Source organism: Streptococcus oralis SK610 (assembly GCF_000257455.1).
GTDB lineage: Bacteria > Bacillota > Bacilli > Lactobacillales > Streptococcaceae > Streptococcus > Streptococcus oralis_CB.
The window spans coordinates 62,266-84,839 of sequence record NZ_AJKQ01000026.1; the positions used below are offsets into that span (position 1 = coordinate 62,266).

Below are 22,574 nucleotides of genomic sequence, written 5' to 3' on the forward strand. Positions count from 1 at the left end.
TTTGGTGCCCAAAAGTGAGGTTTTTATGAAACAGGAATCAACTGTTGACTTGTTACTAGACGTTGATCAACGTCCTTCTGCTGGTAAAGGTATTCTTCTAAGCTTCCAGCACGTATTTGCCATGTTTGGTGCAACCATTCTCGTTCCCTTAATTTTGGGAATGCCCGTATCGGTTGCTCTCTTTGCTTCCGGTATTGGAACACTTATCTACATGATTTCTACTGGCTTTAAGGTTCCAGTTTATCTAGGTTCTTCATTTGCCTTTATCACGGCTATGTCTCTAGCCATGAAAGAAATGGGGGGCGATGTATCTGCCGCTCAAACTGGGGTTATCCTGACTGGTTTAGTCTATGTTCTTGTAGCGACAAGTGTTCGTTTTGCAGGTACGAAATGGATTGACAAACTCTTGCCACCAATCATTATCGGACCTATGATTATCGTTATCGGTCTTGGTCTTGCTGGTTCTGCTGTAACGAATGCTGGACTTGTAGCAGACGGAAACTGGAAGAACGCTCTTGTAGCCGTTGTTACATTCTTGATTGCCGCCTTTATCAATACAAAAGGAAAAGGTTTCCTTCGTATCATTCCTTTCCTCTTTGCCATCATCGGTGGGTACATTTTCGCAATGCTTCTTGGTTTGGTTGACTTTACCCCAGTCCTTCAAGCCAACTGGTTTGAAATTCCTGGTTTCTACTTGCCATTTAGTACAGGTGGAGCCTTTAAAGAGTACAACTTATACTTCGGTCCTGAAACAATCGCTATCTTGCCAATCGCTATTGTAACAATTTCAGAACACATCGGAGACCACACAGTTTTGAGCCAAATCTGTGGCCGTCAATTCCTGAAAGAACCAGGACTTCACCGTACGCTTCTCGGTGATGGTATCGCGACATCTGTATCAGCCTTCCTCGGTGGACCAGCTAATACGACCTACGGCGAAAATACAGGGGTTATCGGGATGACTCGTATCGCTTCTGTCTCTGTTATCCGTAACGCAGCCTTCATCGCCATTGCTCTTAGCTTCCTAGGTAAATTCACTGCCTTGATTTCAACCATTCCAAATGCTGTGCTTGGTGGCATGTCCATCCTTCTCTACGGAGTTATCGCCAGCAATGGTTTGAAAGTTTTGATTAAGGAACGTGTTGACTTCAGTCAAATGCGTAACCTCATCATCGCAAGTGCCATGTTGGTACTTGGACTTGGTGGAGCTATCCTCAAACTTGGCCCCGTTACACTTTCAGGTACTGCTCTATCAGCTATGACGGGAATTATCTTAAACTTGATTTTGCCACACGAAAATAAATTCTAATCATCTATACACACAAAATCCACTCGATTGAGTGGATTTTTTATTACTTACTCTTTATTTCCAGCAGTAAATCTTTCAAAGAAATAATGGTCACGGCTAGTAAAATCATGGCCATGCCGACAAAATCAATCGCATAAAACTGTTCCTTCATAATCAGAAAGGCAAAGAAAACGGCAGAAATTGGCTCTATGGAAGCCAATAAACTAGACTTAACAGGGCCTATCAGACTAGCTCCTTTTAGAAAAGCTGTATAGGCAAAGACCGTTCCGATAATGATAATCCCAGCAAATGCAAAGAGAAAATCTAAGCTGGTTGGTATGCTGGCCTGTAAGACTCCTGTGAAAGGAATAGCCACTACACCAGAAATAACCATCCCAACACCAATCACCGAAATACTGCCCCACTTCTTAATCAAAGCGATGGGAAGGATAATATAGAGGGCATAGGTCAAGGCTGAAAAGAGGCCCCAGAACAGGCCTAGGGGTGTGACAGACAACTGGTCAACTTTCCCATGCGTCGCGATCAGAAAAGTTCCTCCTATAGCCAATCCAATCGAAATAATCTCAGCCAGTGTCGGAGCTACCTTATCCTTCATACAGGTATAAACCAAAATCCCAACGGGGCATACATACTGGAGAACTGTCGCCGTTCCAGCATTGGTTTCCTGAATGGCAGAAAGATAGGCAAACTGATTTAAGAAAAGTCCAAACAGGGCAAATAACAGCAGAGATAAAAGGCTTTTTCTGTCCTTTAAAAAAGAAAGGAGTTTATACTTTGCAGTCACGTAGGATAAGAACACCAATGCCAAGCCTGCAATGATAAGTCGCAAATTGGTCAAGACTAGAGCGGAAATCCCGTGTGCCATCAGGTATTGACCACTGGTTCCTGACAAGCCCCAAGCAATCCCTGCCACTACTGTATACAGAGTTCCTTTTACGGTTTTTGACATTCTTCTCCCTACTCCCCTTGACGAATCATTTCCATGACTTGGTTTCGATCGACTATCCACTGGGCACGCTCATCCTTCTCATACGTTCGATTGGATAAAAAGATAGCCGCCTCCTGCTTCTCCCGATTCCACATAATGAAGGTACCTGTATAGCCCGTATGGTCGAGCCAAGCTCCTTCCAGATTCCAGGCTAGAGAACGCTCCTTATCATCTAAAGGAGAAAAATTTCGGCTCAATTCTGCAGCAAACTCATCTTTCAAGTAATGTTCCAGAAAGATCTGCAAATCCTTAACAGTCGAAAACAAACCAGCACTTCCAGCGTGTTTCCCTAATAGACGGGCTTTAGGATCGTGAATGATTCCGGCCTCTACTCCTCTCACTGTTGGTACAGCTTGCTCAACAGGACCAAACATCGTTTCCTTCATCCCCCATGGTCCCAAAACTTGTTCTTCTATAATCTGATCCAAATCTTGGTTAAAGATTTTTTCCAAAAGAAAACCCAAGAGTAAAAAGTGAACGTCCGAGTATAGGAAGGCTGGCTGATTTCGTCTGTTGAGGTGAAACATGGCTTCTCTCAATTCCTCTGCACTTAACTTGTCTCGGTTGGGAATAAAGGGGTCTAAATCTGTAGCATGGGTCAAAAGTTGCCGTATAGTGATATCAGGATAATCACACTCCGGTAAAAAATCCGTCACCGGTCGATCAATATCTAATTTGCCCTGCTGCCACAAGAAGATAGGAACCGTCCCCACTCCCACGACCTTACTCACACTGGCCAAATCATAAACCAAACCGGTTTCTGTCTTCAAGTCTCGTTCTGGATCACTCAATCCTAGATAAGACTCTTTCCATTCACCATCCTTATAATACGCAAAAGAGGCCCCGGGATAAATCCCTGCCTCGATTTGATTTTCTATTTTTCTTAGAATTTTTTCCAACTTCATGCTTCTTCAAACCACAATTCAATGTTATTGGTATCTTTACCAAGGAAGAATTTTTTAGACTTAGGCACAAAGTAGCCTGTCTTTTCAAATTTCTGACGCAGACTGGTTAGATCAAAATTCTTGACTAAAAATTTTAACATCGTCAGGTCCCAAGTGACATTGTTTTCAACAGCCAAATCTGGTCCTTGCCCTTTAGTAAAGGTAATTGCTGGCGCTACTCCTTCAGAATCAAGTAAACTCTCTGTCCCTTCAGGCAAACGCAACTCCATAGAAACCTCAAATTGGCTCACGTATTTTATACCTGTATTTGAATAAAATTCAGGAGCGGTTTCCAGTGGTACCAGATCTCTTATATCATTTTCTGCATGAACAAGGATCACATCCTCTTCAGGAGAAACAATCTCAAAAGCATACCCACGTTTTCCTTTAAATAGACGAGGAAGAGACTTCATTTGAGAAAGAAGGGCCTCGATTTCAGAAGGATTTTCAACCTTTATCAAGAGTCTAGCTAGCTTCTTAAGTCCTTCAACTCTGCGTGTTCGCATGCTTGGAGACTCTTCTAAAATCAATCTCTCCGTAGCTGTCTGATCACCTAGAGAAATAAAGGCAGACTCTTCCAGCAAAGGTTTCATCCCCAGGGTTTCAATGTAAAATTTTTCATTTAATTTTCGATTATTAACTTTCAAAGTCGGAACGATCCGAACAATCTCATTCACATTCATATATTCCTCCAACTCTTTTATTTTAAAGGATTTTCGAATATTTTACAAGCCATATCTATTTTATTTAGAAATTTTATAACAAAAAAACTGGGATTCCCCAGTTTCATTTCTTATAGGTAAAGTAGTTTAAATAGTGCTACTGCTGCAATACCCGCTGCAATTGGAGCTACAACTGGAACCCATGCATACCACCATTTTGAATCACCCTTGTGTTGACCAAGAACTGATTTTGGAAGGAGTTCGTGAAGAAGACGTGGTCCAAAGTCACGAGCTGGGTTCAAACCAGGACCAGTAGGTCCACCAAGTGAAGTTACCAAGGCCATCACTAGGAAACCAAGTGCCAAGTGCGCAATTCCAAGACCTGGTGCCAAAAATGGAGCGGCTTGGTTTTTTGCTTGCTCAAGCGCTGCTGTTACTTGTTCTTGAGGGATTGTTGTTCCTTGCGCTGCAGCTTGAGCTACTTGGTCATTAATTGTCGCCTGAGCTTTCGCTACTAATTCAGCACCAAAGAAGTTTTTAGTCAAACCAAGTGCTGCAAAGAAAAGAACAAATGAACCTACAAACTCATTGAGGAAACCGTTAACAGTAGCTGCAAAACGTGATTCTTTTGTACCGTGGTCGATGCTTGAAATTGTTGAGAAGGTACCCAAGATATTGTTAGGATTCTCTGTCTTCAAGTAGTAAGGACGGTGAGTCGCTACAACCAAAGCTTGACCAAAGATTGCTCCCAAAACTTGTGCTAGGATGTAATATGGTACTTGCTCCCAAGAGAAAAGGCCACTAACAGCAAGTCCAAGAGTGAAAGCTGGGTTGATGTGGTTTCCTGATACGTTACCAAACATCAAGGCTGGGATCATAACCCCCATACCATAACCAACTGCGATAACGAGCCAGCCACTTTGGTGACCTTTCGTACCTTTAAGTTCAACGTTAGCAACTGCACCATTACCAAGAATGATCAAAATAGCAGTTCCCAAGAATTCTGTGGCATATTTAATAGCCCATGTAAAATCCATTTGATAGATTCTCCTTAAATTTTTTTAGACAATCCTTATTCTATCAATTTTTAGGCCTTTTAGCAATATCTTTTCTGAAAAGAATCTATGGAAAACGCTTTATTTAACTTATCTTTAAAAAAAGGACAAAAGAAGTCAAACTCCTTTTGTCCTAATCGTTATTCTTGACGTTGACCAAAATCTGCAATCATCTGCTCCATCTCTTGGCGACTCGGAGTGGTCAACATATAAAGGTAGTCCCCTTGTAGCTCTGCAAAGGCTGCTGGCATGATTTTTTTGACCTTGACTTGCTGGCTGTACTTAGCAAGCAAGTCTTCTTCTGAATAGACATAATTTGCATTGGCACGACGTGATGTAGCTAAACAGTATTGTGGTTCAAACTCTGATGCTGGGAACTCTTCACCTGCAACAATCGCCGCATAACCTCGGTAGAGATCCAAGGAGTGAGCGAAGTTATAAACATCAATGGTAAAGCCACCTGCAGGACGGTTATTGTACTCAATGGCAATGTAGTCGTCCCCGTCACGGAAAAACTCGATATGGAAAAAGCGTTCTCTCATTCCAAATTCTTTGACAATGGCCTCGCCATACTTGCGCAGTTTGGGATCCATATCCTTAAGCACATAGTAGGAATTGTCCATCTTATAAATCATCAGATCAAGTGGTGTATGGGCATAATCGAAAGTCGTTGAAAAGACGATATTGCCATCCTTGTCCACAAGCCCGTCAAAGGTACAGATTTCGCTAGAAGTGACAAATTTTTCAAAGAAATAAACGGTTGAATGGTCCCATTCTTCCTTGAAGTGATGGATATCGTCTTCTGTCTCAAGCTTAAAGGTTGCTGCCGCTCCCACTCCATTATCAGGTTTGGCAATCATTGGTAGGCCAATCGTCTCAACTGCTTGGTCCACATCTGCTTCCGTCTGGATAACAGCACCAGGTACCACAGGGACACCTGCTTTTTTGAAGAGTTTCTTCATCTCAGACTTAAACTTGGTTTTTTTAAGATCTTTGGGTTTGGCACCAAAGACATTGAATTGTTCTCTGAGTGTTGCGTCTAGCTCAAGCCAGTATTCATTGTGGGACTCGATGCGGTCGATTGGGCCATGCTTGTAGAAAAGAAAAGCTACTGCACGTTTGACTTCGTCTATGTTCTCAAGATTGTCCACACGGAAATACTCGGTCAAGCTATTGCGCAAAGGCTCATCCAGTTGTTCGTAAGGCTCCTGACCAATTCCCAAAACGGTGATGCCTTTATTGGCTAGCTCGATGGTAAACTGTTGGAAGTTTTGCGGATAGTAGGGAGAAATAACAAGGTAATTCATAGGCAACTCCTTTTATAGATACAGGTGTCCAAGAAAATAGGGCATTTGTTTACGCCACCATTCCCAGTCGTGGGCGACATCGTGTCCCCATTCAGCAAACCAGGCTGGAATTTGTTTCTGGTCAAAGGCTTCTTTGAGCTTGTAGAAAGATGGTAGACCGTCTTGTTCCCAGGCACCTAGACCCGTGCAAACGACGATTTCTGCCTGACGGTAACGATCGATAAACCAGCCGTCGTTTTGATTCCAGATATAATCTACTGGCGAGTTTTGGTAAATAGCATCATCATTGTAGTAATCACCAACGAAGAAACGTGCGTCATAAACACCACTGAGAGCAATCACCTTGGTAAAGACATCTGGATGCTGGAGGAAGAAATTGAGTGCATGGTAGGCCCCCATCGAGCAACCTGTCGTCATCATACCATCAAACCAACCTGTCTTATGCTTGATAAAAGGAATGGCTTCCTCAATCACATAGCGTTCGTAAGCTCGATGCATCTCCGCCTGGTCATGACTATTTTTCCAAGTAGCCAACCAGCTCTCACTGTCCACACTGGATAGGGTAAAGAACTGAATACGGCCTTCTTCGATAAAGGAAGCACAGGCATCTATCATGCCAAAATCATAGTATTCGTTGTGACTTCCACCAGATGAAGCAAAAACAACAACTGGAATCCCAGCATGCCCATAACGGTTAAGGTACATTTCACGGTTGAAGTGGCCACTCCAGTGGCTGAGGTTTTCAATATGCATTGGCTTTCTCCTTTCTTAACTTACCATTTCTCTGCAAAAAATCGGAGACAGTCTGGTAAATTTTCCGACCATGGAATCTCACTATGGATGGCACCAGACTGAACTTTCAAGACAAGATTATCCAAGCCTACTCCACCTGCAATCAAATCACGGTAATAGCGAAGCGACGAGTCAATATAGGCTTGTTTGATATTGCCAGCCATCAAGGTCTTGTCCGTATCATCTGCTTCTTCTGTTCCTACATAAATGAAAATGCGCTGTTCAGGCGACAATTTTTTGCGCTCGATATAGCGGTTAAAGGCTTCTTGGTGAAGCCAGTTAGCAGATGAGAAGACACCTAGACAACCAATTCGATCTTGGTACTCTAGTCCGATAAACTGGGTGATATTGCCTCCAAGCGACGAACCAATCATAGCCGTGTGCTGGCGATCAGCTTTGGTACGATAGGTCTCATCGATAAAAGGCTTGACCACCTCCATGACAAACTCGGCATACTCCACACCCTTACCGCCAAACTGCTGGCCTGGGATAGGAGATTCTTGAAACTTCCAAGCTGCGTATTCATTCATCCGCCCCATACCATCATTATCTATGGCAACGACAATCATGCGACTGATATCAGGATTCCGCTTAATGGCTGGAATAATCTTCCAAGAGTGTCCGATATAGGACTCCTTGCTGTAAAAGACATTTTGCCCATCATGAAAGTAAACTACAGGATAAAAACGGTCTGTGTCCTTCTCGTAGTCCTTTGGCAGAAGCACACGCACACGACGCTCTTTTCCAGTATAAGGCACCTTGAGTTTGTGTTCTTTCATTTTTAAGTAAAAGTAGGAATGATTCATTGTCAGAAAACTCTCTATATTCAAAATTTTATCTCATTATACCATAAAAATAGAAAAAAAGTCAGTAATTGTCCATTTTAAGGATAAATAACTAACTTTTTCATTTATTTTTTTGAATTCTTCTGGATTTTATGATTAGAGGAGATTGTCAATTAACTCATCGACAGCATCTTTTTCAACCTGGGGAGTGATTTCAGTAATCATAATCCCAGCCACTGCTCGCTCAACCAAGCCTTCAACATCCATGCGTTTTTCATACTGCTCTGCATTCTCTATCTTAGGATTGGTCTTAGGACGGTCAGGCGCAAAAATAGTACAGCAGTCTTCAAAAGGCTGGATTGAAATTTCAAAGGTATCGATTTCCTGCGCGATGTCAATGATTTCCAACTTGTCCATGGTAACCACGGGACGAATAATTGGAGTGCTAGTCACAGCGTTGATAGTCTGCATGCTTTCCAAGGTCTGGCTCGCTACTTGACCAAGACTTTCTCCATTGATGATAATTAAACCATTTCGTATCTCACGAATACGGTCGGTAATGCGCATCATAAAACGACGGGTCAAGGTCATGAGGTAGGCTTCTGGCGCTTTAGCCTTGATTTCCTCTTGAATCTCAGTGAAAGGTACTTCGATAAACTGGATATTTCCACCAAACTTGGTTAATTTACGGGTCAAATCGTGGGCTTTCTTGAGGGCGCCAGGACTTGTGTATGGCGGACTGGCAAAGTGAACTGCCTCGATATCTACCCCACGTTTAAGAGCTAGATAACCTGCCACAGGTGAGTCAATCCCTCCTGACAACATGAGCATACCTTTACCAGAACTTCCCACAGGTAATCCTCCTGCTCCACGAAAGGTTTCATAGGAAAGATAGGCAGCCTCTTCACGAATCTCAACCTGAAGATTAATATCTGGATTTTTCATCTGAGCTTGTACGTTTGGAATGGCCTCGAAAACAGCTCCACCAAGAGTTTGATTCAGTTCACGACTGTCGAGTTCAAAGTTGTGGTCGCTACGCTTGCTAGTGATTTTAAAGGTCATCCCTTCCTTATAGATTTCCTTCATAATCTCTTGGACAGCAGACTTCAGAACTTCCACTGACTTTTCAATCTTATACACAGGAGAAAAATTTTGAATTCCAAAGACTTGCTTGAGTGATTCTGCTACTGCTGTATAATCAGTTCCATTCAGGTAAGCGTGGGCACGGTCGCGATCTGCGGTTACCTTAACTTGAGGATAGATAGACAAAACGTCTGAAATATTATTACGAAGTTTATTAATGAAACGCATACGATTTTTGTGCTTGGTTGATAATTCTCCGTAACGAATCATAATTTCTGAATACTGCATAAATGCTCCTATCTTACTTTTCTAGTTTGATTGTAAATTAATTTTAGCTTGGTCAAAAACTGCTCGACCTGACTCATATCATTTTCCAAGTCTAGGCTTAGACGCACAGCTGACTGGGCCTTATCCTTTTCCACTCCCATTGCAATCAAGGTTCCCGCAGGTTTTCCTGCCTTGGACGAACAAGCAGAGGTTGTAGAAATGAAAATGTCATAGTCTTCAAAAGCGTGAACAATGACTTCACCACGAACACCTTTAATCCCAAAAGTCAGGATATGAGGGGCAAAGTCTTCCTCATCTGAAAAGACAAAAATATCTGGATAATCCAGAAGGGCTTGGCGAATGACTGCCTTCATCTGCCCCGTCTTGCTAGTAAAGACAGCTAACTTTTCCATAGACAAACGGAGGGCCTTGGCTGTTGCTGCGATCCCTGCCACATTTTCAGTTGTCGAACGATAGTCTCCCTCTTGACCGCCACCTGTTAAAAGAGGCATGATCCTCTTACCAGACTTGATATAGACAAATCCAACACCTCTGACACCATGAAACTTATGACTTGAGAAGATCGCAAAATCCACTCGATCCGTCAAGTATTTTTCAGTCGGAATCTTAGCAAGTGCCTGAACCGCATCAACATGGAAGGAAATGGTCGGCTTATCTGCCAAGAGTTCTGAAATAGCCTCAATAGGCTGGATAGAGCCAATTTCATTGTTAACTGCCATGATGGAGACAAGGATCGTATCAGGACGTATCAAATCTGCTAATGCTTCAACATCCACAAATCCTTTCTCATCAACTGGAGCAATATCCACCTCAAAACCTTGACTTTTCAGCCATAGGGCTGACTCCTTGACTGCTGGATGCTCAATAGCTGATACGATGATGTGCTTGCCAAACTGGGCTTTTTCAAAGGCCACACCCTTGATAACCCAGTTATCCCCTTCTGTTCCACCAGAGGTAAAGAAGATTTCATCACTTTTCTTGCCAATCAAATCTGCAACTTGCTGCCGGGAAGCATCTAAAATTCGTGTTGCCTGATCTCCCAAACGATGGAGACTAGACGGATTTCCTACAATTTTTGAAGCGACCTGCATGTAAGTTTCAAGTGCTTCAGGATAAGGCTTGGTTGTCGCCGAATTATCAAAGTAGATCATGTTTTCTCACGCTTTCTAAAATCACTCCTTCTATTGTATCACGAAAAGAGACCTGCGACAAGAAAGGGAGGTTTCTCTTTTTTTAAGATTTTTTTAAAGAAATGAGGTATAATAAATCATAATTAAAGGAGAGTATCATGTCTAACTATCGTAGAACTTCAAAACCAAAAACAGAACACATCAAAAAGGGATTTACTGTCTTTCAAAAAACGATTGCTACCATCGGTAGTATCCTTGGTCTCATCACCGCTACTATCACTATCATGAACGCCATGGATAATAACAAAAACAACAAAAAAGAACCGACGACAACTCAAACAACTGTTGTCAAGGAAATTCAAAAGGAATCCCCTCAGGAAAATACTACACCTAACAAGGACAACACTTCTACTAAAGAAAATACCCCACAAGAAGAAACTTCTCAATCCAACACGAAAGAGGAGAAAAAAGAAGAACAGAAAACAACAACTCAGGACTCTTCTACACCAGCTACAAATAAAGAAACAAGCGATAATGGAACACAGTCAAATACAACGAGTTCTGAAACTAAAACGAACCAGTAATCAAAAAAATAACTTCTTTCCAAATTTGGAAAGAAGCTATTTTTTTATTGTTGCAATACTTTTCGTGGTTTGGTTCCCTCAGCTGGACCGATGACACCTGCCATTTCGAGTTCTTCCATCAGTCGGGTCGCACGGTTAAATCCAACTGACAAACGACGCTGAATCATCGAAGCGCTAGCTTTCTGGGTTTCGATAACCAAAGCCTTAGCTTCTTCAAAAAGCGGATCGCCACCAGCTTCGCCGTCAGAGAAATCTCCCTCATTATCTGGGACGTCTCCTGGATCAAAGCTATCATCATAGTCCGCATCAGCCTGAGCCTTGATGAAGTTTACGATACGTTCAACATCATCATCCGAGATAAAGGACCCTTGCAGACGGACTGGGTGATTTTCATCAATTGGTTTAAAGAGCATGTCTCCTCGACCGAGCAATTTTTCAGCTCCATTTTCATCCAAGATGGTTCGTGAATCTGTTCCTGATGAAACTGCAAAAGCCACACGAGATGGGACATTGGCCTTGATAAGACCAGAGATGACATCAACCGATGGACGCTGTGTTGCGAGAATCATGTGAATCCCTGCAGCACGCGCCTTCTGTCCGAGACGAATGATAGCATCTTCCACTTCCTTGCTAGCCACCATCATAAGGTCTGCCAACTCATCCACAATGACAACAATCAAAGGTAGGGGTATTTGTTTGTACTCAGATTGGGCATTGAATTCTTCTACCTTGGCATTGTAACCAGCGATATTTCTCACTCCAACCTTAGCGAAGAGTTCATAACGGTTTTCCATCTCATCCACCACCTTTTGGAGAGCCTTGCTGGCCTTGCGTGGATTGGTCACAACTGGAATCAAGAGGTGAGGAATGTCATTGTAAACCGATAACTCAACCATCTTTGGATCCACCATCATAAACTTGACCTGGTCTGGTCTTGCTTTCATAAGAATGCTAGCGATAATACCGTTAACTGCGACTGACTTCCCTGATCCCGTCGAACCTGCAACGAGTAGGTGGGGCATCTTGGAAAGGTCAAAGGTGCGAGCAGTTCCATTGACCGCCTTACCTAGAGGAATTTCGAGGAGATTTTCTGGTTTAGTCTGAGACTGTTCCCAGAGTTCACGGAAGGAAACAGTCGCAATCTCAGAGTTAGGAACCTCAATTCCGACTAGGGATTTACCAGGGATTGGAGCCTCTATCCGAACATCCTTGGCCGCCAGAGCTAGCGCTAAGTCGTCTGCCAGATTGGAAATGCGGTTAACCCGTACACCAACTGCTGGCTTGACTTCATACTTGGTAACTGATGGCCCAATTTCAGCCCGTTCTACCGTCACCTTGATACCAAAGCTGGCAAAGGTTTCTTCTAGGATTTTGATATTTTCTCGAACAATCTTCTTTTCCTTGGACTGATCTTTGGGTTTATCTGGCGCAAAGAGTTGCAAGCTTGGTAGCTTGTATTCAAGGGCTTCCTTAGCAGAAAAATCAACCTGTACCTCTTCATCCTCAAAGTCTTCTTCCACATATGGAACATCAAAATCAGTTTTAGGGAGGATAATCTCCGGTTCGATCCATTCTTCCTCAGGAATTGGGGGGAAATCGTAGTCTGGTACTTCTGATAAGATTTCTCCCGTTTCAGGATCTACAGGAGGAAGCGGCAGCGCATCCTGTTCTTCTTGTTCTCTCTGAATTCTGGCTGCTTCTTCAGCTTCTTGACGAGCCTTCTCTTCTTCTCTCTTGATGAAGCGTTCCTGTTTTCTCTGTTCCTGTTTTTCCATGAAAGATCTGAACTGAGTTCCAATAAAGGCTGCGACATCGTAAATAGACCAAGGACTAACTAAGAGTGCCCCAACTAGAATCAAGAGAACTCCAATAAAGTACGATCCGATATTTGAGAAAAGAAAGGATATGGGGATATAGAGTCCAACACCAAGCAGGCCTCCACCAGCAAAGCTAGTCACCCGCATACCAGTCAGGTCCGTCATAACTTGAGACAAGGTCCCTTTTAGAACTGACTGCTCCAAGCCAAATTTCCATACCAAGTAGGCCTCAAAAATCAAGAGTAAGCCAGCAAAGATACAGAGAAATCCTGACAGAAGCCCTTCCTGCTTGCGGATCCATTTAAAAAGAAAAAGATAGATGAGGAGGCCGCCTATGGCCACATAGGCCAAACTTCCAACCACCAGTCGAATGAGATTATAAAGGGTGATACCCGCCGCACCAAGCTTGAGAGCTGCAATAATCAACAATAAGGCAATCCCTAAGGAAATCAGCATCCTCTGTATAGCCTGTTTTCTTTCGAGTTCTGCTTTAGACGGTCTCCGTCTTGTTTTACTAGTATTCTTGTTTGCCATTCTTCTATTATAACATATTTCACAGCCATTTCGAATAGAGAAAAAGATTGCACCAAATGGTAACAATCTTTCTATTCTAATACTTTTTATGCTTGTGGTTTGCGTAGGTAACCATAAACCACACCACTTACGATTGCGCCAACCAAGACAGAGGCAAGGTAAAGAAGGGCATTTGAAGTTAGAGCGATAACGAAGATTCCTCCGTGTGGCGCCATGAGTTTGATTCCTGCAAGACCAACGAGTCCTCCTGCTACTGCAGAACCAAGAATGAAGCTTGGAATCGCACGAGCCGGGTCTGCTGCACCAAATGGAATTGCTCCCTCAGTGATAAATGACAAGCCCATGATGATGTTTGTTAAACCAGAGTTGCGTTCTTCTTTGGTAAATTTATCTTTGAAAAGAAGGGTTGCGACAAAGATAGCAAGTGGTGGAACCATTCCTCCAGCCATAACTGCTGCCATAGCTACAGAACCACCTGAAGAAACAGTCGCTGCAAGCGTTCCTGTACCAAAGACATAAGCAGCTTTATTGACTGGTCCACCCATGTCAACAGCCATCATGCCTCCAAGAACGATACCAAGAAGGACAGCTGAACCTCCTCCAAGACCGCCTAGGAAGTCATTCATAGCAGTGTTGATTGCTGCCATTGGGATGTTAACAGCTAGCATGACAAATCCTGTCAAAATTGTTCCAAAAAGTGGCAAGATAAGGATTGATTTAGCACCTTCAAGTGAACGAGGAACTTTTACGTATTTCTTGATAGCAAGAACCAAGGCACCTGCGATAAATCCACCAACAAGGGCACCTAGGAAACCAGATGAGACACCTGCAAGAGTTGAAGTTGCTTCACCACCTGCGGCATAAGGAATTTTACCAAAGGCAAAACCTTCTTTGGCAATTGCACCAGCCACAAAACCAGCTACTAAACCTGGTTTTTCAGCGATAGAGTAGGCAACATATCCTGCAAAGACTGGAAGCATCAAGCCAAAGGCTGCGCCACCGATTTTCATGAACATTGAAGCGAGTTCATGGTAGGATCCGAGATTGCCAAGACTATCCTGTGGCACACCAAAAGCACCGTCGATCAAGAAAGCAAGGGCAATCATGATACCACCACCGATAACGAATGGTAACATTTGAGATACACCACTCATCAAGTGTTTGTAGAAAGCACCACCGATACTTTGTTTTTCATTAGATGCTGTTGCAGCTTTTGCTCCATTAGCAGCACGGTAGACTTCAGCATCTCCTGAAAGAGCCAAGTTGATCAATTCTTCAGTCTTACGGATACCGTCTGCAACTGGACGGTTAACCAAAGGTTTACCATCAAAACGATCCATTTCTACTGCCTTATCCGCTGCGATGATAACAGCTTTAGCCTTGCAGATATCCTCTGCAGTCAATTGGTTCCCAACACCGCTAGCACCATTGGTTTCAACCTTGATACCAACACCCATTTCAGCAGCCACTTTTTGAAGGGCTTCTTGAGCCATGTAAGTGTGGGCAATACCTGTCGTACAAGCTGTAACAGCTACGATAAAGTCGCCAGATTCATTGGCAGGTGCTTGAACAGGCTCTTCAGCTTTTCCTGAAGCTTGGTCAAAAAGTTCGATAACTTGATCTGCAGATGTTACTTGGCGAAGTTTGTCAGCGAAACCATCTTTCATCAAGTATTGAGACAATTCTGCCAAGGCTGCTAAGTGAGTATCATTGGCACCTTCTGGAGCTGCAATCATGAAGAAGAGGTCTGTTGGTTGCCCATCCAAGCTCTCATAGTCAACACCCTTGTTTGACTTAGCAAAGAGAACTGTTGCTTCTTTGACAGCAGAGTTTTTGCTGTGAGGCATAGCAATTCCGTCACCCAAACCAGTGGAAGTGAGAGCTTCACGCGCTAAGATCCCTTCTTTAAAGGTTTCAAAATCCGTCACATAACCATGATCTACCAAGCTATGAATCATCTCTTCGATGACAGCTGTTTTTTCAGTTGCCTGCAAATCCAGCAACATGACATCTTTTCTCAATAGGTCTTGAATTTTCATCGTTTTTCTACCTCAACTTTTTCATATGTTTCTTTAATAAATTCCGCTGTTGCCAAGTCATCCGAGAAGGTCGTTGCTGTTCCACAAGCTACTCCCCATTTGAAGGCTTCTACTGCGTCTTTTGATTTGACAAATTCACCGGTAAATCCAGCAACCATTGAGTCGCCAGCTCCCACTGAATTTTTGACTGTTCCCTTGATAGGTTTGGCGAAGTAAGAGCCCTCAGATGTGACAAGAAGAGCACCGTCGCCAGCCATTGAGATAATAACGTTTTGAGCTCCTTTGGCCAGTAACTGACGAGCATAGTTCTCGATTTCATCTAAACTTTCGAGTTTCACTCCAAAGATAGCTCCAAGTTCGTGATTGTTTGGTTTAACCAAAAGTGGCTGGTAGTCCAAACTATCAATCAAGGTCTGTCCTTCAAAATCACAAACGACTTGCGCACCAGTCTGGCGTGTTAATGCAATCAAATCCTTGTAGATAACATTTCCTAGGTTTTTAGCACTCGAACCCGCAAACACAACCGTATCTTCTGCTGTCAGGCTTGAAAGAATAGCTTTTAACTCTTCAAGTTGTTCGGGATCAACATTTGGACCAGTCCCATTGATTTCTGTTTCTTGGTCTGCTTTAATCTTGACATTGATGCGAGTATCTTCAGCTACTTGGACAAAACGAGTTTCGATTTTCTCTTCTGCAAGGGTATCTGTGATAAATTTACCAGTAAAACCTCCAATAAATCCAGTCGCAGTATTAGAAATATCCAAGCGTTTCAAGACACGACTGACATTGATTCCTTTCCCACCAGCAAACTTATCATCACTGTCCATGCGATTGACACTGCCGACTTGAACTTGGTCCAAGCGAACGATATAGTCAATAGACGGATTGAGTGTGACTGTATAAATCATACTTCTATTACCTCCGTTTTCTTCTTAATAGCCTGCAAGAGCTCATGCCCTTGACTTGTGATGACAATAGCGCGTTTAAGTGGTGCTACCTTGGCAAAGCAAGTTTGTCCAATTTTGGACGAATCCACCAAGACATAGGTCTGTTTGGCATTCTCCAAAATAGCACGTTTCACTGCTCCCTCCTCCATATCTGGAGTCGTATAATAGCCATCGTCGACACCATTCATCCCGATAAAGGCACGGTCAAAGTGCAATTGATTGATTTGGTTAAGAGCAACACCACCGATACATGCATCTGTTGCCATCTTGACACTTCCTCCAACCATGACAGTTGGAATCTGTTTTTCAACCAACTGAACCGCATGGTGAATGGAGTTGGTCACAACTGTGATATTCTTATTAAGCAATTCCTTGATTAAAAAAGCAGTTGTCGTTCCAGCATCAATAAAGATAACATCTTGTTCCTTGATAAGAGAGGCTGCTTTTTGAGCAAGTAACTTCTTCTCTTGAAGGTTTTTGACAGATTTTTCTTGGATGGTTTCTTCTTCCTGCAAGGAGTGAGGCAATTCTGCTCCACCATGCACACGGCGAAGCTTATTTTCCGCCTCCAACTCGTCCAAATCTCTTCGTACTGTCGATTCTGATGTTTCTAATAGACTAACCAATTTTTCTAAGGAAACTACATGATGTTGATTTAACTCCTCTAAGATCAGTTGCTTCCGCTCAGTTTTTAACACCAAATCACCTCCTGTTATCGTTTACACTATTCATTCTAGCACAATTTCTACCAAAGTCAAGCATTTTTTATCATTTTCTTTCAAATTCTATCATTTTTCTTATTTCCAAAATTTTTATTGCAAGATAAGTGGCTTTATGGTAGACTATTTGAGTAAGTATTGGAAGATTACTCAAGAGGCTTAAGAGGCCGTGTTGGAAACGCGGTAGGCGTGTAACAGCGTGCGTGGGTTCGAATCCCATGTCTTCCGTAGAAAAAGAAAAACTGCATTGAGGTGCAGTTTTTTTATCGTTCTAAGAACAATATATAGAAATGAAAGGCTGAGTTACTCTAACTATCACACTACATTTTTGTATCCTACCCTATCCTAATTCATAAAAAAACAAGTAGTTTATTAAGACTACTTGTTTTTCTTTTAAATCTAAAGATTAGATATTGCTTTTATCTTTTTTATCTGAAGATTTGTCTGTTGATTTATCAGTAGATTTGTCTGAAGATTTATCAGAAGACTTGTCTGTAGATTTGTTCTTAGACTTTGTAGAGTTCTTACGATCAATCTTATCATAACCCTCAGTATCATCAAGCAACTCTGTCGCCAAAGTACGGTAATCTTCTTGAGAAATCAGCCAGTTTCCATCCTTATCCTTAGTTAATTTGATTTCAGTATCAAAATCACCAGTAGTGAAAGGTGTATGAGCTAAGTTAGGGTCAACGTCACTGTATGTTGAGAAATCTTTCTTAAATAGATGCTCAAAAATCCAGAAAGAAACCAATGTTTGGTAACGCTTGATGTCAACGTTTGAACCAGCTTGATTGTATTTACCTAGGTTATCAACACCTCCAATAAGAGTAGTGAGAACTTCCCTTGTAGATGAAGCCAATCCTTTAGAGTGTAACTTCTTAGAGTTGAAAGTAACAGTCGCTGTATTTCCTGATTCATCAACCTTCACGTCTTTAACAGTGTAAGAACCGATATCTTGATATAATCTACGTCTCATCTTCAAGAAACCTGAAATGGTTTCTTCTGGAGTTTCTACAGGGAAATCTTTGTGCCATTGTACTGAGTAGGTAGACGCAGGTGAAAGCCCTTCTTCTTTGATTTTTTCACTTGTTTGTACAGCAAATACTGCCTCAGTCCATTTTTCATAAGTGTCGCCATAAATCTTCTTAAATCGAGCAGAGTCGCTAGTAAGAACTGAGTCTAAGAGAATCTCAGCATCTTTTGTAACTTTTTCTTTAACTTCTGCTGCTTCATCTTTCTTCTCAACTTGTTCTGTATTCTCCTTGTTATCAGAAGAAGCTTCAGATGACTGATTAGAAAATACAGAACATGCACCCAAGACAACCGTCGAAAGTGCTAAGATACTTAGTAACTTGATCTTTTTCATGTTTCACCTCATTATGAAAATTTACTCTTGGAGACTACCTCCAAGGATAGTTGTTTAGAAAAACACTGGGTTTATCTAACGGAGAATGGGGGATTCGAACCCCCGCGCCAGTTACCCGACCTAACGATTTAGCAAACCGTCCTCTTCAGCCTCTTGAGTAATTCTCCACTAACATACTAGAATAAATAGGATACAACGAAGGATACAATTTGGAAAAAATCTACTGTATACCTGTTCATAATGGAGCCGGTGGGAGTCGAACCCACGTCCAAACACCTGCCAACATATTTGTCTACAACCATAGGTTATGTACTGTTTTAACAGTCCCTCGACACATAACTCAAGCCTAGGAACTGCGAGTCTATTAATCTCTTATCAAACCACTAGACAAGGCTTGATCGTATCTCGCTAATCATAAGACCTGTCATTGAACACGAGCAATCCAAATCAGGTCACGCCTGCTGGTTTTTAGGCAGCTAGAGCGTAAGAAGTGTTATTTTTTGCAGTTATATTTAACTGAGCGTTTACGTCGCCACACGGGTTGCAAAATATGCCTCATAATGCCTGTCGAATCCGTAACGACCCCAGGATGTTAGAACTATTATAACCTATCTTCAAAAAAAATGCAAAATCAAGCCATTTCTTTAGAAAAGAACCCCTTTTAAGGCTTCTGATAAGGCTTGATAACCGGCTACACTTAGATGGAGGCCATCCGTTGTATAGGCTGATTGAAGTTGCCCTTCTGAATCTGTCAAACTATCATAAATCGGCACAAAATCTACCTGCATATAGGCTGATGCTAGAGCCTCATAGGCTTGATTCCATTCTCTAATCTTTTCATTGGTACGAATATATACTGTCTGCTTGTATTCTTCTCCTTCATTGACTGGCAGAATGGAAAGGAGTTTTATTTGTGACAGCGGATAATCTCGGGCAATCGATTGGATTACACGCTCAAGATTATCCAAAGCATCATTCATGGGAATATCTTTTCCAATATCATTTGTCCCAATTAAGAGAACAATTTGATCCACAGCATCACCATAAAGATGGGCATCCAAATTCTCTAATAAAAGTCCCGTCTGGTAGCCTCGGATACCACGATTAACAATCGTCTTGGCAGTTCCCAACAACTCTTGAAGAGGGTAATATTCCACTATCGAATCACCAATAAAGATGATATCTGGCTCTAGAACAGATACATGATTCAATTCACGATACTTGGTTTGAATCTTTGCCTGCTCCTTTAAGAGCCAATTCTCTAATAACTGTACTGCCACCTTATCCCTCTTTCTCTAACCAATTCTCTAGAACTTGATAAACGCCTGCCTGGTTGTTAGCTGGTGCTAGGGCAGTCGCAACTGCCTTAACCTCATCAGCTGCATTTTGCATCGCATAGGCAATTCCAGCCAGCTCTAGCATTTCGACATCGTTTTCGCTATCACCAAAGGCCATGATTTGTTCCGATTTCAAATTCCAGCGCTTGAGTAATTCTTCCAATCCCCAGGCCTTGTGAACCCCAGCCTGCAGGATATCGATACAGCCATAACCGCTAGAAACAGCTCTTACACGACCATCAAATAAATCATTAATTTCCTGCAAAACTGAACTAGAACGTTCTTCACCAACAACCATGCTCATCTTTAACACTCCACCGAAGAGGTCAGCTTGCAAGTCTTCCACAAAATTCATTCGTTGATAGAATTTTTCAATCATCTCTGGTGTCATAAATTTTTCCAGATCTGTAAAAACCGTTCCTTCCTTGACAAAACTCCCATTCATACTGGTGACGACGAACTGATCTCGACACTCTCTCCCTTTAAAATGAAGGAGAGCCTTGTCAACCATAGCATCATCCCAGGTTTGCGCTTGAATCAGTTCGTTGTTTTCAAAAATACGCGCCCCATTGGCAACGACTAGAACTACTCTACTCGCCAAGTGTTCTAGTAATTGCCTCATACGGTGAACTTCATTCCCCGTCGCAATGACAAAACGAATATCCCTTTGATCCAGCTGATCTAAAATCTTTTCTAAACGTGGCAAGTCCAGTTGCCCTCTTGGATCCAGCAAGGTTCCATCCATGTCTGTTGCAATTAATTTAATCGTCATCTCGTCTCCTTTAGGGCGAGTACCTACCACTTCAACCCTACATGTTCATTCATTTCTTTATAGGCTGTGTCAATTCGTTCCTTGGTCGCCTCATCCAACTTGTCACGGTGACTACCCCCCTCGATGAAGTCCTCTAGGATATAGGTCTGATAGAGGAAGAGCGGATAGCCTTCTGGGGAGTAAGTTCCTTTGGGTGTTCGATTAACCCAAGTAGGATGCGCTTTGGCGGTTTCAATCCTTGTCTTTCCATCTTTTTTCTTAATGGTCACATCCATGAGAACTCCTCGCTCAGTCCACTTGGCATTTTCCTCGTCTTGCATGGTTTCAATGCGCTGATTTGAGAGGAAATTTCCCATGGAATAGATAATCAGTTTTTTGTCACCATCTTTTTCAACTGTTTCGGCAGGTTCAACGACGTGTGGATGCCCTCCAAAGATAATATCGGCTCCCCAGTCCACCATCTTGTGGTAAAGAGCTTTTTGCTCCTCAGTTGGTTCTAATTGGTACTCAATTCCCATCTGAGGCATAACAACAGTAATATCCGCTTCTTTCTCGGCACGCTCGATTTCCGCCTTCATCTTTTCTTCGTCTAAGTCAGAAAGATAGCGATTATAGTCCTCTTGGGAAATAGATTGTTCAATGCCATTAAAGCCATAGGAATAAGCCAAGAGAGCTACCTTGATACCATTGACTTCCTTAATAACAAGGGGAGACTTGTCCCTTGGTTCCTTTGTATAAACTCCAATAGGTGTCATTCCTGCCTTTTCAATAGCTTGAGCCGTTGAGACCACTCCCTCTATCTGAGAATCCAGGATGTGATTGTGGGCCAAGTCTAGAACTTGGTAGCCTGCATCCTTGATCACATCCATGACTTCCCCTGGTGCATTAAAGAGAGGATAACCTGCCAAGTAGTGGTCCTTGTTCACCGTTCCTTCAAAGTCACCAATCACCAAATCCGCTTGTTTGAGCCAGGGTTTTACATACTCAAAATTTTCATGGAAATCATAGGTCCCATCTTCTTTAAGAGCTGTTCGGTAGATGGGGATGTGGTAGAGAAGGTCACCATTTGCCATGATACGCGCCGTTGTTTCACCAGACTGATCTTCCTTGGATTGACCAGATGTACTAGCAGAATCAAGAGTTTGGCTACCAGGGCTTGTTCCCTTACTACCTTGTACTGCTCGAACTAATAAGTTCCCCCCCATGGATAATGCAACTGCAAGCAATAACACAATAATAAACTGAGCATTGGTCCAGGATTTATAATTCCGAAAGAAACCAATACTTTTCTCCAACAATCCATCAATAGGTCCATGAGACCGTCTATCTTGTCGCTTTTCCATCTTTATTCCCCCTTGCTTTTTGGTGCAAGTTTTTTCTTTTATTATACCACAGACAAAAGAAGAATACCGTTTATTATATTATTTTTTAGGAACTTCTGCGGCTTTCTTTCTGACCTATTTTGTGTTATCATGTAGAGGTAATGAAAGGAGAGAAAATGTCTGCAATAGAACGTATTACAAAAGCTGCTCACTTAATTGATATGAAAGATATTATCCGCGAGGGGAATCCAACTCTACGCGCAGTTGCTGAGGAAGTTACTTTCCCACTGTCTGACCAGGAAATCATCCTTGGTGAAAAGATGATGCAATTCCTCAAACATTCCCAAGATCCTGTTATGGCTGAGAAAATGGGGCTCCGCGGTGGTGTTGGACTTGCTGCTCCCCAACTCGATATCTCAAAACGTGTTATCGCTGTTTTAGTGCCCAATATTGTGGAAGAAGGTGAAACTCCAGAGGAAGCCTACGATCTGCAAGCTGTTATGTACAATCCAAAAATCGTATCTCACTCTGTTCAAGATGCTGCTCTTGGCGAAGGAGAAGGTTGCCTATCTGTTGACCGTAACGTGCCAGGCTATGTTGTCCGTCATGCCCGTGTCACTGTTGATTACTTTGACAAGGACGGCGCAAAACACCGTATCAAGCTCAAGGGTTACAACTCTATCGTTGTCCAACATGAAATTGATCACCTAAACGGAATCATGTTTTACGATCGTATCAATGAGAAAGACCCATTTGCTGTTAAAGATGGACTCCTCATCCTCGAATAAAGAAAA

Annotated in this window: 20 protein-coding genes, 2 tRNA genes and 1 other RNA gene; 4 read left to right on the plus strand and 19 right to left on the minus strand. The window is 42.4% G+C overall.

Annotated elements, in window-relative coordinates; genetic code table 11:
* Positions 1 to 25: 25 nt before the first annotated feature.
* Positions 26 to 1,309, plus strand: a complete 1,284-nt coding sequence (locus HMPREF1115_RS10105; protein ID WP_002882589.1) for a uracil-xanthine permease family protein — start codon at positions 26 to 28, stop codon at positions 1,307 to 1,309.
* A gap of 43 nt (positions 1,310 to 1,352) precedes the next feature.
* Here HMPREF1115_RS10105 and HMPREF1115_RS10110 read toward each other — a convergent pair whose 3' ends face one another.
* The 9 genes from HMPREF1115_RS10110 to HMPREF1115_RS10150 all read right to left on the minus strand — a co-directional run bounded on the left by HMPREF1115_RS10110 (position 1,353) and on the right by HMPREF1115_RS10150 (position 10,364).
* Positions 1,353 to 2,258, minus strand: a complete 906-nt coding sequence (locus HMPREF1115_RS10110; protein ID WP_000048001.1) for a DMT family transporter — start codon at positions 2,256 to 2,258, stop codon at positions 1,353 to 1,355.
* 8 nt (positions 2,259 to 2,266) lie between these two features.
* Positions 2,267 to 3,202 carry a serine hydrolase domain-containing protein gene (locus tag HMPREF1115_RS10115; RefSeq protein ID WP_000764155.1) on the minus strand — a complete coding sequence of 312 codons (936 nt, stop codon included), beginning with the start codon at positions 3,200 to 3,202 and terminating at the stop codon, positions 2,267 to 2,269.
* Entirely contained in the window at positions 3,199 to 3,924 is a 726-nt protein-coding gene (locus HMPREF1115_RS10120) for a CppA N-terminal domain-containing protein (protein WP_001102076.1), read from the minus strand. Before HMPREF1115_RS10120 ends, HMPREF1115_RS10115 begins: the two co-directional genes overlap by 4 nt.
* Before the next feature lie 110 nt (positions 3,925 to 4,034).
* Positions 4,035 to 4,940 (minus strand): aquaglyceroporin Gla, encoded by a 906-nt coding sequence (gla, locus tag HMPREF1115_RS10125; RefSeq protein WP_000348114.1) that lies wholly within the window; start codon positions 4,938 to 4,940, stop codon positions 4,035 to 4,037.
* Positions 4,941 to 5,098: 158 nt separating this feature from the next.
* Entirely contained in the window at positions 5,099 to 6,265 is a 1,167-nt protein-coding gene (locus tag HMPREF1115_RS10130) for an ATP-grasp domain-containing protein (RefSeq protein ID WP_001108619.1), read from the minus strand.
* Between the two features lie 12 nt (positions 6,266 to 6,277).
* Positions 6,278 to 7,018, minus strand: coding sequence for an esterase family protein (locus HMPREF1115_RS10135; protein ID WP_000546799.1), 741 nt, complete (start codon positions 7,016 to 7,018; stop codon positions 6,278 to 6,280).
* A gap of 20 nt (positions 7,019 to 7,038) precedes the next feature.
* The gene (locus tag HMPREF1115_RS10140; RefSeq protein WP_001016816.1) at positions 7,039 to 7,863 is read right to left on the minus strand and encodes an alpha/beta hydrolase; all 825 of its coding nucleotides are present in this window, start codon (positions 7,861 to 7,863) and stop codon (positions 7,039 to 7,041) included.
* A gap of 135 nt (positions 7,864 to 7,998) precedes the next feature.
* Complete coding sequence (gene thiI / locus HMPREF1115_RS10145) at positions 7,999 to 9,213, minus strand: tRNA uracil 4-sulfurtransferase ThiI (protein WP_001200101.1); 1,215 nt, start codon at positions 9,211 to 9,213, stop codon at positions 7,999 to 8,001.
* 8 nt (positions 9,214 to 9,221) lie between these two features.
* Positions 9,222 to 10,364 (minus strand): cysteine desulfurase family protein, encoded by a 1,143-nt coding sequence (locus HMPREF1115_RS10150; protein ID WP_000638944.1) that lies wholly within the window; start codon positions 10,362 to 10,364, stop codon positions 9,222 to 9,224.
* A gap of 137 nt (positions 10,365 to 10,501) precedes the next feature.
* On the opposite strand from HMPREF1115_RS10150, the gene HMPREF1115_RS10155 reads away from it, so the two are divergent.
* The gene (locus tag HMPREF1115_RS10155) at positions 10,502 to 10,927 is read left to right on the plus strand and encodes a DUF6556 family protein (protein ID WP_000073914.1); all 426 of its coding nucleotides are present in this window, start codon (positions 10,502 to 10,504) and stop codon (positions 10,925 to 10,927) included.
* Between the two features lie 44 nt (positions 10,928 to 10,971).
* Here HMPREF1115_RS10155 and HMPREF1115_RS10160 read toward each other — a convergent pair whose 3' ends face one another.
* The 4 genes from HMPREF1115_RS10160 to HMPREF1115_RS10175 form a co-directional block, all read right to left on the minus strand.
* Complete coding sequence (locus HMPREF1115_RS10160; RefSeq protein WP_080569245.1) at positions 10,972 to 13,278, minus strand: DNA translocase FtsK; 2,307 nt, start codon at positions 13,276 to 13,278, stop codon at positions 10,972 to 10,974.
* A gap of 86 nt (positions 13,279 to 13,364) precedes the next feature.
* The gene (locus HMPREF1115_RS10165; RefSeq protein ID WP_000701452.1) at positions 13,365 to 15,317 is read right to left on the minus strand and encodes a PTS fructose transporter subunit IIABC; all 1,953 of its coding nucleotides are present in this window, start codon (positions 15,315 to 15,317) and stop codon (positions 13,365 to 13,367) included.
* Positions 15,314 to 16,225, minus strand: coding sequence for a 1-phosphofructokinase (gene pfkB / locus HMPREF1115_RS10170; protein ID WP_000640809.1), 912 nt, complete (start codon positions 16,223 to 16,225; stop codon positions 15,314 to 15,316). The genes HMPREF1115_RS10165 and pfkB overlap by 4 nt, the downstream gene beginning before the upstream one ends.
* On the minus strand, positions 16,222 to 16,962 hold the full coding sequence (locus HMPREF1115_RS10175) for a DeoR/GlpR family DNA-binding transcription regulator (RefSeq protein ID WP_000920657.1): 741 nt from the start codon (positions 16,960 to 16,962) through the stop codon (positions 16,222 to 16,224). Before HMPREF1115_RS10175 ends, pfkB begins: the two co-directional genes overlap by 4 nt.
* 161 nt (positions 16,963 to 17,123) lie before the next feature.
* On the opposite strand from HMPREF1115_RS10175, the gene HMPREF1115_RS10180 reads away from it, so the two are divergent.
* Positions 17,124 to 17,211: transfer RNA gene (locus HMPREF1115_RS10180), tRNA-Ser, on the plus strand.
* A gap of 178 nt (positions 17,212 to 17,389) precedes the next feature.
* On the opposite strand, the gene HMPREF1115_RS10185 is transcribed toward HMPREF1115_RS10180, so the two are convergent.
* From HMPREF1115_RS10185 to HMPREF1115_RS12000, 6 genes are all read right to left on the minus strand, one after another.
* The gene (locus HMPREF1115_RS10185) at positions 17,390 to 18,349 is read right to left on the minus strand and encodes a hypothetical protein (RefSeq protein WP_000721421.1); all 960 of its coding nucleotides are present in this window, start codon (positions 18,347 to 18,349) and stop codon (positions 17,390 to 17,392) included.
* 79 nt (positions 18,350 to 18,428) lie between these two features.
* Positions 18,429 to 18,516: transfer RNA gene (locus tag HMPREF1115_RS10190), tRNA-Ser, on the minus strand.
* Positions 18,517 to 18,587: 71 nt separating this feature from the next.
* Positions 18,588 to 18,935: a transfer-messenger RNA gene (gene ssrA, locus HMPREF1115_RS11995) on the minus strand.
* 58 nt (positions 18,936 to 18,993) lie between these two features.
* Positions 18,994 to 19,629 carry an SGNH/GDSL hydrolase family protein gene (locus tag HMPREF1115_RS10195; RefSeq protein ID WP_000290621.1) on the minus strand — a complete coding sequence of 212 codons (636 nt, stop codon included), beginning with the start codon at positions 19,627 to 19,629 and terminating at the stop codon, positions 18,994 to 18,996.
* Position 19,630: 1 nt separating this feature from the next.
* Positions 19,631 to 20,458, minus strand: coding sequence for a Cof-type HAD-IIB family hydrolase (locus tag HMPREF1115_RS10200; RefSeq protein WP_000152913.1), 828 nt, complete (start codon positions 20,456 to 20,458; stop codon positions 19,631 to 19,633).
* A 23-nt stretch (positions 20,459 to 20,481) separates the two neighbouring features.
* Positions 20,482 to 21,801 (minus strand): CapA family protein, encoded by a 1,320-nt coding sequence (locus HMPREF1115_RS12000; RefSeq protein ID WP_000415541.1) that lies wholly within the window; start codon positions 21,799 to 21,801, stop codon positions 20,482 to 20,484.
* A gap of 155 nt (positions 21,802 to 21,956) precedes the next feature.
* On the opposite strand from HMPREF1115_RS12000, the gene def reads away from it, so the two are divergent.
* On the plus strand, positions 21,957 to 22,568 hold the full coding sequence (def, locus tag HMPREF1115_RS10215) for a peptide deformylase (RefSeq protein WP_001272938.1): 612 nt from the start codon (positions 21,957 to 21,959) through the stop codon (positions 22,566 to 22,568).
* Positions 22,569 to 22,574: the final 6 nt, after the last annotated feature.